Genomic DNA, 17,629 nt, shown 5'->3' with positions numbered 1-17,629 from the left:
AGCGGGCACCGTCCAGAAGTTACTCGCGCACCAGTTCGCGAATCTGTTGCTCGTATTCATCCTCGTAACCTGGCTGGTAGCCGTAGTGCAGATATCGGGCATTGCCGTTCCGGTCAATCATCACCGTCGTTGGCATGGCCTGAACCTCATACAGTTCACTAACCGAGCTCTCCGGATCGTAAAGAATCGGATAGTTGACCGGCACCTTGTCGAGGAAACGGAGGGCTTCGTCCCGATTCTCATCCACGTTCACTGCCAGAATGGTGAAACCGAGATCCTTGTACTGGCTGTATAGCTCGTCCATCAGGGGCATTTCCTGACGGCAGGGCCCACACCAGGAAGCCCAGAAGTTGAGCATAACGACCTCGCCCCGATGATCCTCCAGCCGCAGGTTCTCCCCGGAGCGGCTTTCCAGGGTAAAGTCTGGCGCCGGTATGTTAATGGCCTCAGCCGCGGCCAAGGGGCTCGCGCAGGCCAGTACACCCGTCAATGCCAGTCTTGCTATGGATGCTCTCACAGCCATTCCTCCTTAATTTCAGAAAAACACAGACAACCCGGTACTGACCTCGGTATTGACGGAGGTCTTCTCTTCCCCAAGCACATCAATGTCGTAAAAGTGTTGCCGTACCCCAAAATGCACCGACACGCTGTCGGTCAATAGAACCTGATAGCCGGCACCCGCATTCAGGGTGAAACGGGTATCGCCGGCAAACTCCGTGGCCCCTGCCCCGGCAATCAGATAGAAGTTGGTGTTGAAGGCGTAATTCTCTGTGAGGAACGCCTCACCCGGCAGCACGTTGTACCCCAGGTTGATGTTGTAGTAGCTATAGTCCCGTTCACTGTCGGTCAGCACCTCCACATCTCCGGCCAGCTTCTCGAAACTGGTCTCGCCGCCTTCCGCAAAGCCCACACCTGCTTCGAAAAAGAACGATTCGCTCAGGTGGTATGTCAGCTTGCCGCCGTACAACAGGGACGATTCAAAATCCTCAATGTTCAGCACACCCACAAATGCCCCGATCTCGAAGTTTTCGGTATCGATCAGGGCTTCGGTAACCGGCACCGGCGTCACATCGGGCTCGATCAGCGGGCGGTCTTCCTGCGCCTGTCCTGCCGCAGCGGTGCAAAGGCCTGCCGCAAGGCACAGCGGTTTCAGAAAAAGATGCTTAGTCCGATTTTCCATTCTGTCGCTTCTTCGTTGGTGGACCGGGTCGTGAAGACTTTGTAGTCCTTCACCTCGGCACGGATGAAATATCGATCGGTGATGTAGGCCCTGATTCCAAGGCCAGCATGGCCGATGCTGTTATCACGTTCCTCCGGCTGGGCGAGAGACGCTTTCGGCTCAACCCAGATGTGGCCAATCCCCAGGGTGAAAAAAGGCGATATCCGCCAGTCCGGAAATGGCTGATGCACCAGATTGCCATTAACCATCCGAATCTCGGAGGCGCTGCCAAGAATCTGAGCCCCCCACAGCTCTGCAGACAGATTCCGGGTCAGCCAAAGACCTCCATAGCCAGCCATCACGGCAGCACCGTCAAACTCGCCCATCATCAAACCGGCTTCTGCCCGTCGCTTCCCGAACGAATCCAGGTCAGGAACCTGTAGGCTCACGGTCTCTCCCGTGACATCCACGGTTTGAGCCAGGTCCGCCACCGACACCCAGCCTTCCCTGCCTCGAGAGTCCATCACCTTGATCCAGCTGGTCTTGCGCTGAAGGATGGTCAGCCACTCGCCTTTCTCACTTGTATGGAACACCGGGTATCCGGATGCCGGGCCCGTCCTCCAGGACAGATAGGCTTCGGTTACCTGCACCCGGGCCACATCCTGGCCCTCCGAGCCCCATAACCCACCGGCCCAACTCTGGGCAGGGAGCAAGAGTAAAATCATGAGAATGGCGATGGGCATGGCGCGAGCTTGAGTCCTTGGATCAGTCTTCCGGGGCATCGAAGGGGTTGTTGTAATACTGGCCACCAATATCCAGCCATTCTGAAATCAGCCTCAGTTCGGAAGGCTTCAGAAAACCTTCATGGCTGCCACCGGCTGCGAACACATCAAAGAATCGACTGAACCGAGCGCCATTGACAGACATGGATGGCCGAACCGGCACGGTTACCATGATCGGTTGCTCGTTCCCATCAGCATCAAGGATCGGATTGCCCTCTTCATCCCTCAGCACCTCCCCGGAATCCACCAGCACATCCACGAGGGCGCCGTTCATCAACGCCTGCTCGTTGTCCGGATAGAGGAGTTCGCGATAAGAATTGAAGTGCAGCGGCTCTGCAGGTGACGGGCCATCGCCCAGATCCAGCTGCCCGGCGGGCACCTGAGCAGCGCCTGCTGCATCGGCGGTAGTGTGGCAGCCGGTGCAGGTGGAATCAGAAATGACGTCCATGGTGACAGGGTCCACTTCCTGCCGGAGCTTACCCCAGAGTGGATGGATATGCTGTTCGTAGTTAATCACAATACGGCAGTTAGGCGACCACTCCCCAGCACAGACACCGGAAATGGGCGGAGCCGTGTCCAGGTCACCGTAAGCGTACGCGAAACTCGCGCCCAATGGCGCCACATTCGGGTCGGTCCATTCATCTTCGTACACAAGATCCGGTAACGGTCGGCGAATGCCGTTGATTCGGCCATAGACCTCGGCCATGGTTTCGCCCATGTCGGCAAACAGTGCAGGATCGGTGTTCGGAAATGGCCGGCCAGTGGTTGGCGCCCCGGCCCAGGCGGGCGCGGGGCCGGCATCGGTGCGGCCATGAGGAGCGGAGCTATCCGGATCATGGCAACCTGAACACTCCCGAGTCTCGCCAGGGCGCACGGACAGCCAGTTCTCATGCCTTGGCCCGAGTCGTCGCCCCTGCCCGTCCAGCACGCTGATCGCAAAGGAAACATTGGCAGGGACCGCCACTTTCACCGAGCCATCCGGCTCAACCGGCACATAACCGAGGATCTCACGCATTAGCTGGCCACGGCTTCGCCCATAAGCGCTGTTGTCAAAATCCCATACGTCGTCATCGGGTATCGCCACGGGCTTCTCTAGCCGCAGGAATCTTGCTGGCCGCTGCTCCGGGGGCGTTTGCACCGGATTGGCCATGGCGGGGATGCCGGCTGGCGTGGTGTCCGTGCCGTCCAGATCGTAAACACTGCGAATGTGCAGAATTCCGTAGCCGTCATCCGCCAATGCGCCAGCATCGCCGGGGAACTGGGCCTCTGGAATAAAACGTTCCAGAGGGCGACTTCGCATCAGCAAGGCCTCGTCAAACTGGACGCCTTCTACCGCAGTCACAATCGGACGGCGGGTGCTTTCAGCCGCATCCAAAAGCCAGAGCCCATACACCGGGGGGGCCGGACGATATTGGTCAGAAGCCAGTCGGTCTTCCGTACAATTTACAATGCGATCGGTCGCAACTTCCCGCAATCGGCAAGGAGTCCAACTGACAAGGTAACGGCCGGTGCCATCCAGTAGCGGCGACGCAAACCCGTAGCGCCCGTCAAGAGACAACTCTCCATTCAGGCGAATGCCCGGAATCAATGAGCGTTGTCCCACAGCCTCAGTGCCATCGACGCGAAGATTGGCCTCAACAAAGCGTTCAACATCAATTTCTGCCAGCACCGACGCATAGTCGTCGCTTTCAAAGGGGCGCAACTGGACCAGCAGGTTGCCTGAATCCAGTGCCTGAGGCCGCAGGAACTGGATGTCGCCGGCTTCCGGAATGGACTCATGGGAATGCCGGCCGTAAAGGTAGCTCAACCCGGTACCGTCAGGATTGATGCGATAAAGGTTCACACCATTGTTTCGAGTCTGACCGGCATTATCCCAACGACTGAAAATGATGGTGCCATCGCCCATAACCACGGGGTCCAGGTCATGGCTCTGGTTAAAGGTGATCTGCTCGATATTGCGGCCATCCTCATCCATGACATGAAGCAGAAACGCCGGACTGTCCAGTTCCTCGTCCAGGCCGGAATACTGAGGCTTGCCCTCATCCAGCAGAATCGCCTTGGATACGCGCTGGCGTGTGGATGAGAAAACAATCCGGCCGTCAGGCAGATAAGCCGGCGACACGTCCTGACCCGCGCGGGCGGTCACATCCGAATCAATAATACGGCGAAGCGATGCCGCGGTTCGATCGTATTCCCAGATATTCCAGGTGGGCTGTTCGTCATCGTCGGCACCCTCTATCTCTGGGGCACGCAGGGCAAAGAGTAACCGGTTTCCATCCTGGGACACGTGAAGATCTTTGACGTCGTAGACCCCCTGTCCAGGGGTACCACCAGATAAGGCAGCAGAGGATATATCCTTTGCCGAAGATCGTGCTGCGGCGCTGGACTTCAGCAAAAGGCGGGCGCCTGGCCTGAATTCTGCGGGGTTCGCAAGGTCATCCTCAACCAGCGATCCGGTGTTTTCATTGAATACAAGTTGCCGTTCTATGTAGGCAACCGGCTCCTCGACCACAACCGGATCAGCCTTCTGGCTGTCACCGCCAGACAGGCATCCTGTCAGCGACAGCGCACCGATACAGGCCAGCAACCGACCACGGTGATAGCGAGCAGAGAGAACCGATGACGTGACTTCCAATGTAACAAACCCTGTGGTGGATGACATTCCATGACATAAATTAAGTCGGTTCGAACCTGTCACTCCAAAGCTTTTACGTAACGCAATGTAATAACGTGGCCTGGGACTCAATTTTTAAGATATAGCAAGTCGTAAACTTTTAACAATTGTCAAAAAGCATTAATGTGCGGATGCTAACCATCATTGAGGGATACGGACATGACCGCCCGGAACAGGATGACAAGCCTGATTACCATGGCTTGCAGTATCATCGTTCTTTCAGGAATGGTGTCCAGCCTGGCTGAGGCAGGCGCCAGGGAACAGGCCAAACAGATACACGACCGTATTGCGGGCGTTCCGCCGTCCGAGAGCGTCCTGCAGTCGATGGCCGACCTGATACCTTCCAATCCCGAAGGCGCTGCGTTCATCGCCATGGAAGATCCGGCCTTTTACGATGTCACGCTTAAGAACTTTGCTGCGCCCTGGACCAACGAGGCCATGTCCAAGTTCGTGCCTCTCAACGATTACATTGCCACCGTTGTCGGCATGGTTCGGGACGACCAGGATTTTCGGAAGATCCTTTTTGAAGACGTGCTCTACATTGGCGATCCGTCTCTCGGTTTACCGCCCTACTCTGTGAGCAACAACAACCATTACTCAGAACTGGAATCCCGGGGCATCAGCCTGCGCGATAACCTGATTCGGGTCAGCCAGTCCAGCTACAACGGACTGCCATCTTCGGCCACGGCCGGCGTGATCACCTCCCGTGCCTCTGCCCGAGCATTCTTCAGCGCGGGCACCAACCGCGCCATGTTCCGGTTTACCCTGATCAACCACATGTGCAACGACCTGGAGCAGGTCGCTGACGTTACCCTGCCCACCGACCGTATTCGGCAGGATGTCTCTCGCAGCCCCGGCGGAGACAGCCGGGTTTTTCTCAATAACTGCGTAGGCTGCCACACCGGCATGGATCCGATGACACAGGCCTTTGCCTATTACGACTACCGGTATGACCAGAACAACGACCCCGACGGTGAATTGGGGCGGTTGGTCTACAACGCCGTCGGCACGACAGATCCGGTAACCGGCACCCGGGTTCAGAGCAAATATCACATCAATTCGGCGACGTTTGAGCAGGGTTATGTCACACCTGACGACCGCTGGGACAATTACTGGCGCCAGGGTGCCAATCGACGCCTTGGTTGGGATCCGACCTTGCCCGGCTCCGGCAACGGCGCCAAAAGCCTGGGTCGGGAATTCGCCCACTCCCAGGCCTTCGCCCAGTGTCAGGTGAAGAAAGTCTTCGAGAATGTATGCCTGCGCCCACCCTCGGACAGTGACGACCGGGCCAAGGTCAACAGTATGGTTGTCAGCTTCGCGAACCAGGGCTACAACCTGAAGCAGGTGTTCGCTGAATCCGCTGTTTACTGCATGGGGGAGTAACAGATGATGACACTGCGAACACACACACCGGCGCAAGCCCTGAAATCGGTACTCGTTGTTGTGGGAGCCACCCTGCTGCTGGCGGCCTGTGGCGGAGAGTCTACAGAATCTCTTCCCAACACCTCCGGCAACTCAGGCGGCATTGTCTACAGTGGTCCGGCTCCGGCAACCGAGGATGTGTCCAATTTCAAACGCAGCGTTTGGGACAATCTGGTTACCCAGGATAAATGCGGGTCCTGCCACGGGGCCGATGGTCAGTCGCCCACCTTTGTTAATGAGCAGGACGTCAACAGCGCCTATTCCCAGGCAAAGAAGATTGTAAATCTCTCGGATCCGTCTGACTCCCTGATGGTAACCAAAGTGGCAGATGGCCATAACTGCTGGTTATCCAGCAACTCTGCCTGCGCCGACATCCTGACAACCTACATCACAAACTGGGCAGGCGGTGGAGGTTCGGCCAAAACCGTCGAGTTACGTGCACCGGCCCTGAAAGATCCGGGGGCCACCATTTCTCTGCCGGCCGAGCCCGGCCTGTTCGCCACCACAGTGTATCCGGTGCTCGAACAGTACTGCAGCGAGTGCCATAGCGATGGTGGTCAGACACCCTATATTGCCAGTGCCGATGTAAACACCGCCTACGACCAGGCCCGAAGCCGCATTGATGCCACGGTGCCCGCGGACTCTCGCCTGGTACAGCGGCTGCGCTTTGACTTCCATAATTGCTGGGATAACGACTGCGTAGCCTCGGCCAACCTGATGGAAATGAAGATTCTGGAAATGGTCAAGGATCTGAGCGCAACGCCTGTCGACCCTGCTCTGGTGGTCAGCAAGGCGGTTGAGCTCAGTGCCGACGGCCTGCTGGCCAACTCCGGCGGTCGCTATGAAGACAATGTCATTGCCCTGTACGAATTCAAAGCGGGTGAAGGGCAAACTGCATTTGACACCAGCGGTATTGAGCCACCGCTCAATCTCACGCTCAGCGGCAACGTTGACTGGGTTGGCGGCTGGGGCATCGACCTTGGCCCCGCAGGAGAAAACAGCGAAGGATTTATGGTGCCTGCCGGCAAGGCCCAGGGCAGCACCTCGGCAAGCCGAAAACTCCATACCCAACTGACCACCTCCGGTGAATACAGCATCGAAGCCTGGGTAGCTCCCGGGAATATCACCCAGGAAGACGCCCGCATCGTCACCTATTCCGGCTCCGCGACCACACGCAATGTAACCCTGAGCCAGTCGCTCCAGCGTTACGAAGTACTGCATCGCTCCACCACCAGCGACGAGAACAGCGCCTTTGCGACTCAGGATGCCGATATGCTGTTGCAAGCAACCTTGCAGCATGTGGTGGTTAATTACAGCCCGACGACCGGTCGACAGATCTTTGTCAATGGCGAGTTTTCGGGCGACCTTGATCCCGACGAGGGCGGACTGCTGACCGAGTGGGACGACAGCTTTGCCCTGGTGCTGGGTAATGAAACCGACGGTAATTCCCCGTGGCAGGGGGCCATCCGTATGGTGGCCATTCACAACCGTGCATTGACACCCCAGCAGATTCAGGCCAACTTTGAAGTGGGTGTGGGCCAGAAGTTCTATCTGCTGTTCGGGGTCTCCCACCTGATTGACCTGCCACAGAGCTTTATCGTCTTTGAAGTCAGCCAGTTCGACAGCTACGCCTACCGATTCACCAGTCCGTTTTTCATCAGCCTGGATGACAGCGTCGAGCCCTCGAATATCCCGCTCAGGGGAATGCGTTTGGGCATCAACGGTAAAGAAGCCACTGTCGGGCAAGCCTGGGCCAACCTCGATGTCCTGCTCGATGCAGACCTCTACCAGCCAGGCATCGGCCAGCCACTGTCCCCTATGGGCACCATTATTGCGCTTGAAGGCGGCCCCGGAATTGACGAGTTCTTCCTGACCTTTGATCAGATTGGCAGCAACCAGTTTGCCCGGACCGAGCCCTCGCCCCTGCCGCAGCCCGAGCCGGCAGACCTTCCGGCGTCACCGGAAATCGGTCTGAAAACCTTTGATGAAATCAATGCCTCCATGGCCCGAATGACCGGCGTTGCCACCACGCATCCGGATGTAAGTGCCACCTACAATACCGTGAAGCAACAACTGCCCACGGTGGAGAATATTCAGGGTTTCCTGTCGTCGCACCAGATGGCTGTTACGCAATTGGCTATCCAGTATTGCGATGCGTTGATAGAGAACAACGAGCTCCGATCAACTATGTTCCCTGGCTTTAACTTTTCTGCTCCGGCCGAAAGCGCTTTTGATCATGGCGGCAACAGTTTGATTACAAGCTCCCTGATGACCCATTTCGTGGGAGATAATCTGGCTTCCCAACCGACCGACAATGAGATCCAGACAGAGCTGTATGCACTCATCAATAAGTTGAAAGCCTGTGGTGGTAATGCTTGTGAAGATGACCGCACCAAGACGATTGTCAAGGCAAGTTGTGCCGCTGTTCTTGGCAGCGCCACCACATTGGTTCAGTAAAGGAAGCCGATCATGTTTATACGCAAATCCCGGAAAAAACCTTTGGCAAACGGCAGCCCCCTCCTCCACCAGGATCATGGCAAGCCGCGGACCAGACGCGAGTTTATTTCCCAAGGACTGATGGCAGGTTCGGCCACCCTGTTTGGCGCCTCGGTCTTCAGCCTGTTCGCCAATCCACGTCAGGCAGCCGCAGCGCTGTCATCCGATCTCGAGAATCTGAAAGAAAGCTGCGGTATCGCCGTGTCCGGTGCCGGAAAGATACCCTTCATCTGCTTTGATCTGGCCGGCGGCGCCAACATCGCGGGCTCCAACGTACTCATGGGCAAAGCGGGTGGTCAGATGGACTTTCTAACCACTGCGGGATACAACAAACTCGGGCTTCCGGGTGACATGCTGCCTTCTGACCCAGCCTTCGTAAACGAGGAGCTTGGCCTGGCGTTTCATTCCGATAGTGGTTTTCTGAGAGGTATTATGCAAAGCACCAGTGCCAGCACACGCGCAGGCGTGGATGGCGCTATCATCGCCGCTCGCTCAGAAAACGATACTGGCAACAATCCACACAACCCGATGTATGGAATCTACAAAGCCGGCGCCAACGGAGAGTTACTTACGTTAATAGGCTCCCAGAGCTCGGAATCCGGGGGCAACTCCATGGCGCCGATGAACCTGATAGACCCCGAAGTGAGGCCCACCAAGGTAGACCGCCCATCTGATGCCTCGGGCCTGGTAGACGTAGGCGATTTGATCGGAATTCTTGATCCCTCCGATGCTGTGGCCGTCATGGAGTCTATCTACCAGATCAGCGACGCCAAAATGAAAAAAGTGAACGCTGGGATCACCACAGATGAGGTGGTCAAAAAGCTGGTGAAGTGCGGGTATCTCAAGAGTGCAGACCTCGCAGACCGTTATGGCAAAGAGGCAAACCCTCTTGATCCAATGGCCGATCCCGACATCGTTGGCCCGGCCGGTATTTTCTCAAGCTCGGAATTCAACGGGAATCGGGAATTCCAGAAAACAGCCTCTGTGATGAAACTGGTGCTTAACGGCTACGCTGGTGCAGGTACTATCACCATGGGTGGATACGACTACCACACTGGTGAGCGAGGCACGGGAGAGCGGCGGGACGAACAGGCAGGCCGCTGCATGGGGGCATGTCTCGAATACGCTGCACGAATTGGAACGCCGCTGATGCTGTATGTATTCAGCGACGGCTCGGTTTCCAGTAATGGTCGAATTGATGACTCCCTGGAAGGCAGAGGCAAAGGTGAATGGACTGGTGACAACCAACAAACGGCTGCCTCGTTCTTCCTCATCTACGATCCAAAGGGCCGCCCTACCCCGATTAGAAGGCAAATCGGCTCCATGCGTCCAGATGCATCCGTTGACACAGGTTCCAGCCCGGCCGCCAACAACGTCAACCAGTTGGTTCAAACGGTGCTTTTGAACTACATGGCACTGCATGGCGAACAGGGTGATTTTGGCGCTCGCTTTACCGGCCACGGCCTGGGCAACAGCACCATGCAGGACAGTCTGATTGCGTTCTCCAATGTGGTCAACGGCACCATCAACGGCTGACAGCAGGGACGTTGCCTCTACTACGGCTCTGGGGGAACCAGCCCTTCTGACACATGCATCATGCGTTTGTCGTCGATCACAACCACTTCGATCGCCGGCAAGCGCTCCACCATCTTGAGGCCTTTCTCCGGGCCCAGAACAAAAACCGCGGTGGACAAGCCATCGGTGGTCAATGCATCGTCACCAATAATCGTAACGCTCTGTACTCCCTTCACCGAACGGCCAGTGCTCGGTGACAGTATGTGGTGTACGCGCTCACCGGCGTCATCAACAAAAAAGCGCTCGTAGTCGCCGGATGTGGATACCGCTACATCCGCCAACGGCAACACCACCGCGTTGTCATTGCCAGACCGGGGATCCCGGATACCCACATACCACGGGCGCCCCCGCTTGTCCCCCAGCAGACGCATATCACCGCCAGCACTCAACCGGGCGTGGCGTATGCCGTGGGCTTCCAGCACTTCAATACCCAGATCGACAGCGTAACCTTTAGCAATGCCGCCCAGGTCCACCAGCATTCCCGGCTGGCGAAACGCCACCGTTTGCCCGGATACATCCAATACGACATCGCGGAAGTTTACCCGCGTGAGCCCGGTCGCTACCTGTTCATCCGTTGGCTGCTTGCCGGCCCGAAAGTCATAGAGGTAACCCACCGAGCCAAAGGTGACATCGAATGCCCCCTCACTCAGCTCGGACACCTCACGGGCTTTCTGAAGCACCTTAAACAGACCATCACTGACGTTAACCGGGCCTTTTCCAGCCTCCCGGTTCAGCGCTGATAATTCAGAATCTGCCCGGTACCGGCTCATTTGGATATCAACACGGTGAAATACATCGAATACCTCACGGGCCACCACATCGGCGGTCACGCTTTCATCAGCCCAGAACTCAAGCTCAACGGGCGTTGTCATTGCCGTGTCGGAGTATCGGTGCCACTCGGCACTGGCCGGAAGCGCCACCAGCAAAGCGAGCAATGCCATGAGCACCACCGACAGGCTTTCAGTCGAGCGCGAATAGGTCATTCTTCTCAATGTTTCCCTGCCTTATAGCAACGGTTGTGTGATCGACCGCTCGTCCTACAAATTGTTACCGGAACTTCAACTTTAGTCCCATTGTTGGCCGGACAGTATCGGCTGACACTTGAGTTGCCCAATAAACAATCAAAATAACTGTTTGCAACGCAGCCATACCCGCTGTGCTGCCGTTACGGAGGCCAACGTAAATGAGACCAAGGAACGCGCTGATCTTTGCGACTGTCCTGCTATTATCCAGCACGACCGTCCTCGCCGATACCCTCAAGATAGGTTTGAATTACCCCCAGACCGGAAGATACAAGGACCAGGGCCTTCAACAACGGCTTGGCGCCTATCTGGCGGTAGATGAAATCAACCAGGCAGGCGGTGTTATGGGCCAGCCCCTCGAACTGGTGATTCGCAATACCCGTGGAGAACCAGACCAGGGCGCCAGGAATACCGCCGAACTGATTGACCGCGAGGGCGCGCAGATGGTTTTCGGTGGCGTCTCCAGCGCCGTCGCTATTGCTTCCGGCAAAGCCGCCAGGGATCGTAACCGAATCTACTTCGGCACCCTGACCTACTCCAATGCCACCACCGGCGCCGAGGGGCATCGATATATGTTCCGGGAGCCCTACAACGCCTGGATGACGGCCAAGGCACTGAGCCAGTATCTCAATCGTAACCACGCCGACCAGAAGTTTTTCTACATCACCTCAGACTACACCTGGGGATGGTCCGTGGAAGAATCGGTACGAAAGTTTTCCAACACCGAAAACACCGACGTGCACCAGGGTGTAAAAACCCCCTTCCCCCGGGCGCTGATCAATGATTTCCGCGCAGCGCTGGAACAGGCCCAGGAGAGCGATGCCAAAGTATTGATGATGGTATTGTTCGGCGATGACATGGTCCGGGCTCTGAACCTGGCCTATGAAATGGGTTTGACGGAAAAAATGCAGATCGTTGTGCCCAACCTGACACTGGGGATGGTCAGACAGGTTGGCCCGACCATCATGGAAGGTGTTGTTGGTGCCGCCCCCTGGGTCTGGAACCTGCCCTACGAGAACAACTACCAGCGCGGTAAAGACTTTGTTGAGGCCTTCTCAGACCGCTATGAAATGCGCCCTTCATCATCCGCGGCCTCGGCCTACAGCATTGTTTACCAGTACAAGGATGCTGTCGAACGGGCCGGCAGCACCAACACAGACGCCGTTATCCGGGCCCTTGAGGGGCATCGCTACAGCTTCCTGAAAGATGAACAGTACTGGCGCGAGTTCGACCACCAGAATGTCCAGACCGTCTACGTGGTCCGGATCAAACCTCGTGAAACCGTGGTGGCAGACCAGTTCAGCTCTGATTACTTCGAGATCATCGACTTCCTGCCCGGTGATGAAGCCGCACAAACCCGCGAAGAGTGGGAGCAACGCCGCAAAGAGGCAGGTAAGCCCACCCGCCTGTGACAGGGTCGCTTTACCGGACCAGGCAGTTTCCTGATAATCGTTCCATGACAGGCGTTATGTGCGATTATCAGGAGCACTCAGGCAGTGGCAAATAACAAAGGACTGGTTTCAGGCAACTCTCACACTCCCCCCACGCAATGCGATGTTCTGGTGGTCGGGGGCGGCGTAAACGGCACCGGAATTGCCATGGACGCCGCAGGCCGGGGGCTTCGGGTTGTTCTGTGTGAGATGAACGATCTTGCCTCTGCCACTTCGTCCAGCAGCAGCAAACTTATCCACGGCGGTCTGCGCTATCTTGAGCATTACGAATTCCGGCTGGTCAGGGAAGCACTCGGTGAACGGGAGGCCCTGCTACGAAACGCCCCCCACATCATGTGGCCGATGCGTTTTCGCCTGCCCCATCAGCCCCACCTGCGACCAGCGTGGATGATCCGTACCGGCCTTTTCCTCTACGATCATCTGGCCAAGCGCGAACTGCTGCCCGGCTCCCGGTCTATTACCTTTGGCCCGGACTCGCCCCTGAAACCAGACATCAGCCGTGGATTCGAGTATTCGGATGGCTGGGTTGACGATGCCCGGCTGGTGGTACTGTCTGCTCGCAAGGCCGCTGAAAAAGGCGCAACCGTATTGACCCGCACCCGCTGTAGCCGCGCCGAGCGCCGTAACGGGCAATGGCACGCCACCCTGGACGATCACCACCGGGACAAGCAGTACAACATCCGCGCCAAGGTGGTCGTTAACGCCACCGGCCCCTGGGTCAGCAGCCTGTTCGGTGAAAGCCTGTCTATGCCAGCTCCCAAGCAGATCCGCATGGTCAAGGGCAGCCACATCGTCGTACCCAGGCTCAACCAGGATACCGAAGCCTATATTCTTCAGAATCAGGACGAGCGCATTGTTTTCGTGATCCCCTACGAGGACCGCTTCTCCCTGATCGGCACCACCGATGTCGATTACGTGGGCGATCCGTCGCAGGCGCGGATTTCCCCAGAGGAAACCGACTATCTGCTGTCGATCGTCAACCAGTATTTCCGCCGGCAACTGTCCGCCAACGATGTAGTCTGGAGTTACTCCGGTGTTCGGCCGCTGATGGACGACGAGGGTGGCACCGCACAGTCTGCCTCTCGCGACTACTCATTCGAGGTTGATGATGAGGACTCGCTGCCCCCTTTGATCTCGGTATTCGGGGGCAAGATCACCACCTACCGGAAGCTCGCCGAAGCTGTGACCGATCAGGTCAGTCGCTATTTTCCCGGTGCCGGCCGGTCCTGGACCCGAACGGCCGTGCTGCCCGGCGGCGACTTCAACACTCAGGAGCAGCTGGCCACCGAACTCGCGGCCGATTTCCCCTGGCTGGACGATGCTGTAATCCATCGGTTTGTGCGAAGCTATGGCACCAGCAGCTACCAGATTCTGGAAGGCTGTCAGAACATGGCCGATCTCGGCCACTGGTTTACCGATACCCTGTCTCGTCGCGAGGTGGATTATCTGATGACCCACGAATGGGCGATCACACCAGAGGACCTGCTCTGGCGGCGAACCAAACAGGGCCTGTACATTAACCCGGAACAATACAGCGAGCTATCTGAGTATATGAACCGGAGTGGCCAGGTCAGTTCAGAATGCTAGCAACTCTGGCCTGAATGGCCGGCACCACTTCCGCTTCAAACCAGGGATTCTTTCGCAACCAGAGGTTATTGCGGGGGCTGGGATGGGGCATCGGAATGACATCAGGCCAGAATTGTTGCCACTGCCGCACATTCTCGGTAACCGCGCGCCTTGCGCCGGGAATATGCCAGGCATGAGCATATTGACCGATCAGCAAGGTCAGGCGAATCTCCGGCAAGCGGTCGAGCAACGCCCGGCGCCAGGCCGGAGCGCACTCGGGGCGTGGAGGAAGATCTCCGGATTTACCGGTGCCCGGATAACAGAATCCCATGGGCAGGATGGCGAGTTTCTGTTCATCGTAAAAGGTGTCGCGGGTAATGCCCATCCATTGGCGCAGCCGGTCGCCACTGGGATCGTTAAACGGCAGACCGGTTTCGTGTACCCGTCGACCCGGCGCCTGCCCGACCACAAGAATGCGGGAGGATTCACTAAGCTGAATGACCGGCCTCGGCTCGTGGGGCAGATCGCCTGCACAAATCTGACAGGCCCGAACACGCCGAACCAGCTCATCAAAGGACAGGTTTATCAAAGAATCGGTCATACCTCAGAATTTCCTAACGCTTCGGCAGCTCCCAGTAAACCGGTATAGGGCTCCGTCACCACGTAAACCGGTGTAAATTCCATTAGCGGACGCATCCGCCCCTTGGCTACAAAGGCTTCACGGAACGGGCTCCCAAGAAAAAAGTCGAGAAACCCTGGCAGCATACCGCCACACAGGTACACGCCGCCCAGACTCCCCAGCGTCAGCGCCGAATTGCCTGCGGTTCGCCCAAGCATTTCGCAGAAATGCCGAAGGACTTCCCCGGCCAAGGCATCGGAGGCGTCCACAGCGGCGGCTGTGATCTTCTCCGGAGCATCGAGCGGGGCCGCCACGCCACGGATTTCGGCATGCGCCTGATACAGGTTCAGCAAACCCTGGCCGCACAGAATCCGCTCGACCGACACCCGCCCAAACCTGGCCCGAAGAAGGCGCAACACCTCCATTTCCGTGTCATCGGTGGGGGCAAAATCCACATGGCCCCCTTCAGTCACCAAAGGCACCCAGCCATTTCGAATCGGAACCAGACCGGAAACGCCCAGGCCCGTTCCCGGACCCATCACCAGTTTCGGCCGGCCAGGGTCTCCCGGGCCGCCACAAACGTGCACCAGATTGGCGTCCGGTACATGGGGCACGCCCAGCGCCATGGCGGTAAAATCATTGATGACCTTGAAGGCCGACCAGCCAAAGACCTGTCGCACCGCCTCAATGTCAAAGCGCCAGTGATTGTTGGTCATTGTCACCCGGGTACCGCGCAAGGGGGAGGCCACGGCCAGACAGGCCTGCCTGACCGACGCCACACCTACACGTTCCAGATAGGTGACCACCGCCTGATCCAGATTCTCGTAGTCACGGCAGGGCAAAACTTCAATAGCTTCTGGTTCTATACTGCCCTGCCCCACCAGAGCAAAGCGTGCATTGGTTCCCCCAATGTCCCCCACCAGAGAATAGTGTTCTGCTGTCATGCCTCGTGGTTCCAGAAAAAACTGGCACCTTGTTCAGGGTTGCTTGCCGAACGACGGAACCAACCAAACAGCTCCCGCCCGTAGCCCGTATGATAGCCGGACAAATCCGTCGTTGCAGGCCTGCGGGCGGCCAGCACGTCATCCTCTACCCTGATGCTGAGGGTTCCGTTGCGGGCGTCCAGGACAACGGTATCCCCGTCTTCAACTCGGGCCAAAGGTCCGCCATCTAACGCTTCGGGGTATACGTGGATGGCGGCAGGCACTTTCCCGGAAGCGCCAGACATCCGGCCATCCGTCACCAGGCCCACTTTGTAGCCCCTGTCCTGCAACACCCCCAGATAAGGGGTGAGTTTGTGTAGCTCCGGCATACCATTGGCACGGGGACCTTGAAATCGCACAACCACAACGCAATCCCGATTCAGCTCTCCGGCCTCGAAGGCCGCCTTGAGCTCGTTCTGATCGTTGAATACCACGGCCGGGGCCTCAATGGTATGGTGCTCAGGCGCGACTGCCGAGACCTTGATCACGCCCCTGCCCAGATTGCCCTCCAGCACCCTGAGCCCACCATCCGGCGCAAAAGGCTGGGCCACACCACGGAGTACCTCCGGCATGGCACTTTGCTCAGCTGCAGGCTTCCAGGCGGGCTTACCATCGTCGAGTTCCGGCATGCGGGCGTACTGCTCCAGGCCTGGGCCCATCACTGTGTGCACGTCGTTATGCAGGTATCCGCCAGCAAGCAGTTCGCGGATCAGGAACGGCGTACCACCCGCCTCGTGGAAGGCATTCACATCCTCCTGGCCATTGGGATAGATACGGGTCAACGAGGGCACAACCGCAGAAAGCTCGGCATAGTCATTCCAGTCAATGATGATGCCGGCAGCGCGGGCGATGGCTATCCAGTGAATGGTGTGGTTGGTTGAGCCGCCCGTTACCAGCAGGGCGACCAGAGCATTGACGATGCTCTTTTCGTCTACCATATCGCCCAGCCCCAGATCTCCACCGTTAGGTTTCGATAACCGGATAACCTGTTCCGTCGCTGCCCTGGTCAGCGCATCACGCAGCGGTGTGCCTGGATTCACAAAGGCGGCACCCGGCAAGTGCAGCCCCATCACCTCAACCAACAGCTGGTTGCTGTTGGCGGTGCCATAAAAGGTACAGGTACCGGGACTGTGGTATGACTTGCTCTCGGCTTCCAGCAACTCCTCTTTGCCAATCCTGCCTTCAGCATAGAGCTGACGGATGCGCTGCTTCTCTTTGTTGGGCAATCCGGACGGCATGGGGCCGGCGGGTACCAGTATGGTCGGCAGATAGCCAAAACTCAGCGATCCGATGAGCAGCCCCGGAACAATCTTGTCGCAGATCCCCAACAACAGCGTGGCATCAAACATGTTGTGGCTGAGAGCAACCGCCGTGCTCATGGCGATCGTGTCCCGGGAGAACAGGCTGAGCTCCATGCCAGGCTGCCCCTGGGTCACGCCATCACACATGGCGGGTGTGCCCCCGGCAACCTGGGCCACCGACCCCATACCATGGGCCGCCTCGCGGATGATATCGGGGAACTGTTGGTAGGGTTGATGAGCCGAAAGCATATCGTTGTAGGCCGTTACGATTGCCACGTTGGCCTTGTTCATCAACTTGAGCGTGTTCTTATCCGCCTGATTACAGGCGGCAAAGCCGTGGGCAAGGTTGCCACAGGACAGCGTGCCCCGTTGGGGGGAGTTCTTTTTCAGCGCCGCCATACGACAGAGGTACTCTTGCCGCGTGGCTTGACTTCGGGCCACAATTCTCTGAGTAACCTTCACTATGGTTGGATGCATCCTGCAGCCTCCTCTACGGATTCACTCGAACATAGAACAAAGAATAGTAAAAAACGCTTCAAAACATAGACACAGCAAAAAATTATCGCCATTATTTTGGTA

13 protein-coding genes are annotated in these 17,629 nt (G+C 57.5%); 5 read left to right on the top strand and 8 right to left on the bottom strand.

The window, feature by feature from the left end:
- Positions 1-19 precede the first annotated feature (19 nt).
- The 4 genes from ARC85_RS03620 to ARC85_RS03605 are packed head-to-tail and all read right to left on the bottom strand — an operon-like array spanning position 20 to position 4,603.
- On the bottom strand, positions 20-523 hold the full coding sequence (locus ARC85_RS03620; protein ID WP_278803373.1) for a TlpA family protein disulfide reductase: 504 nt from the start codon (positions 521-523) through the stop codon (positions 20-22).
- A 12-nt stretch (positions 524-535) separates the two neighbouring features.
- Positions 536-1,180, bottom strand: coding sequence for an outer membrane beta-barrel domain-containing protein (locus tag ARC85_RS03615; protein WP_014421172.1), 645 nt, complete (start codon positions 1,178-1,180; stop codon positions 536-538).
- Complete coding sequence (locus ARC85_RS03610; RefSeq protein ID WP_014421171.1) at positions 1,150-1,902, bottom strand: SH3 domain-containing protein; 753 nt, start codon at positions 1,900-1,902, stop codon at positions 1,150-1,152. The genes ARC85_RS03615 and ARC85_RS03610 overlap by 31 nt, the downstream gene beginning before the upstream one ends.
- Positions 1,903-1,924: 22 nt before the next feature.
- The gene (locus ARC85_RS03605) at positions 1,925-4,603 is read right to left on the bottom strand and encodes an HzsA-related protein (RefSeq protein ID WP_286714300.1); all 2,679 of its coding nucleotides are present in this window, start codon (positions 4,601-4,603) and stop codon (positions 1,925-1,927) included.
- A 189-nt stretch (positions 4,604-4,792) separates the two neighbouring features.
- Here ARC85_RS03605 and ARC85_RS03600 point away from each other — a divergent pair, with 189 nt between their 5' ends.
- The 3 genes from ARC85_RS03600 to ARC85_RS03590 are packed head-to-tail and all read left to right on the top strand — an operon-like array spanning position 4,793 to position 10,069.
- Positions 4,793-5,998 (top strand): hypothetical protein, encoded by a 1,206-nt coding sequence (locus ARC85_RS03600; protein ID WP_023009959.1) that lies wholly within the window; start codon positions 4,793-4,795, stop codon positions 5,996-5,998.
- A gap of 3 nt (positions 5,999-6,001) precedes the next feature.
- Complete coding sequence (locus ARC85_RS03595; RefSeq protein WP_286714299.1) at positions 6,002-8,494, top strand: LamG domain-containing protein; 2,493 nt, start codon at positions 6,002-6,004, stop codon at positions 8,492-8,494.
- 12 nt (positions 8,495-8,506) lie between these two features.
- The gene (locus tag ARC85_RS03590) at positions 8,507-10,069 is read left to right on the top strand and encodes a hypothetical protein (protein WP_023009957.1); all 1,563 of its coding nucleotides are present in this window, start codon (positions 8,507-8,509) and stop codon (positions 10,067-10,069) included.
- 20 nt (positions 10,070-10,089) lie between these two features.
- Here the strand turns inward: ARC85_RS03590 and ARC85_RS03585 are convergent, their stop codons facing one another.
- Positions 10,090-11,091 (bottom strand): FAD:protein FMN transferase, encoded by a 1,002-nt coding sequence (locus ARC85_RS03585; RefSeq protein WP_278350917.1) that lies wholly within the window; start codon positions 11,089-11,091, stop codon positions 10,090-10,092.
- A 200-nt stretch (positions 11,092-11,291) separates the two neighbouring features.
- Between ARC85_RS03585 and ARC85_RS03580 the strand changes: the two genes are divergently transcribed.
- Together ARC85_RS03580 and glpD are read left to right on the top strand one after the other, a co-directional pair.
- Positions 11,292-12,542: a substrate-binding protein gene (locus ARC85_RS03580; protein WP_011785305.1), complete on the top strand. Its 1,251-nt coding sequence runs from the start codon at positions 11,292-11,294 to the stop codon at positions 12,540-12,542.
- An 84-nt stretch (positions 12,543-12,626) separates the two neighbouring features.
- Positions 12,627-14,168 (top strand): glycerol-3-phosphate dehydrogenase, encoded by a 1,542-nt coding sequence (gene glpD / locus ARC85_RS03575; protein WP_153741430.1) that lies wholly within the window; start codon positions 12,627-12,629, stop codon positions 14,166-14,168.
- Here the strand turns inward: glpD and ARC85_RS03570 are convergent.
- From ARC85_RS03570 to edd, 3 genes are read right to left on the bottom strand one after another with little or no spacing between them, the layout of a single operon-like run.
- On the bottom strand, positions 14,152-14,748 hold the full coding sequence (locus tag ARC85_RS03570) for a uracil-DNA glycosylase family protein (protein ID WP_022991786.1): 597 nt from the start codon (positions 14,746-14,748) through the stop codon (positions 14,152-14,154). The two genes, glpD and ARC85_RS03570, sit on opposite strands and share 17 nt — an antisense overlap.
- Complete coding sequence (gene glk, locus ARC85_RS03565) at positions 14,745-15,710, bottom strand: glucokinase (protein ID WP_153741431.1); 966 nt, start codon at positions 15,708-15,710, stop codon at positions 14,745-14,747. Before glk ends, ARC85_RS03570 begins: the two co-directional genes overlap by 4 nt.
- Entirely contained in the window at positions 15,707-17,527 is a 1,821-nt protein-coding gene (gene edd, locus ARC85_RS03560; protein ID WP_031210482.1) for a phosphogluconate dehydratase, read from the bottom strand. The genes glk and edd overlap by 4 nt, the downstream gene beginning before the upstream one ends.
- Positions 17,528-17,629: the final 102 nt, after the last annotated feature.

It is taken from the genome of Marinobacter sp. tcs-11, assembly GCF_002049515.1.
In the GTDB taxonomy this organism is placed as follows: Bacteria; Pseudomonadota; Gammaproteobacteria; order Pseudomonadales; family Oleiphilaceae; genus Marinobacter; species Marinobacter nauticus.
Note: the sequence above shows the minus strand (reverse complement) of the source record. Positions and strands in the feature narration are given on the sequence as shown.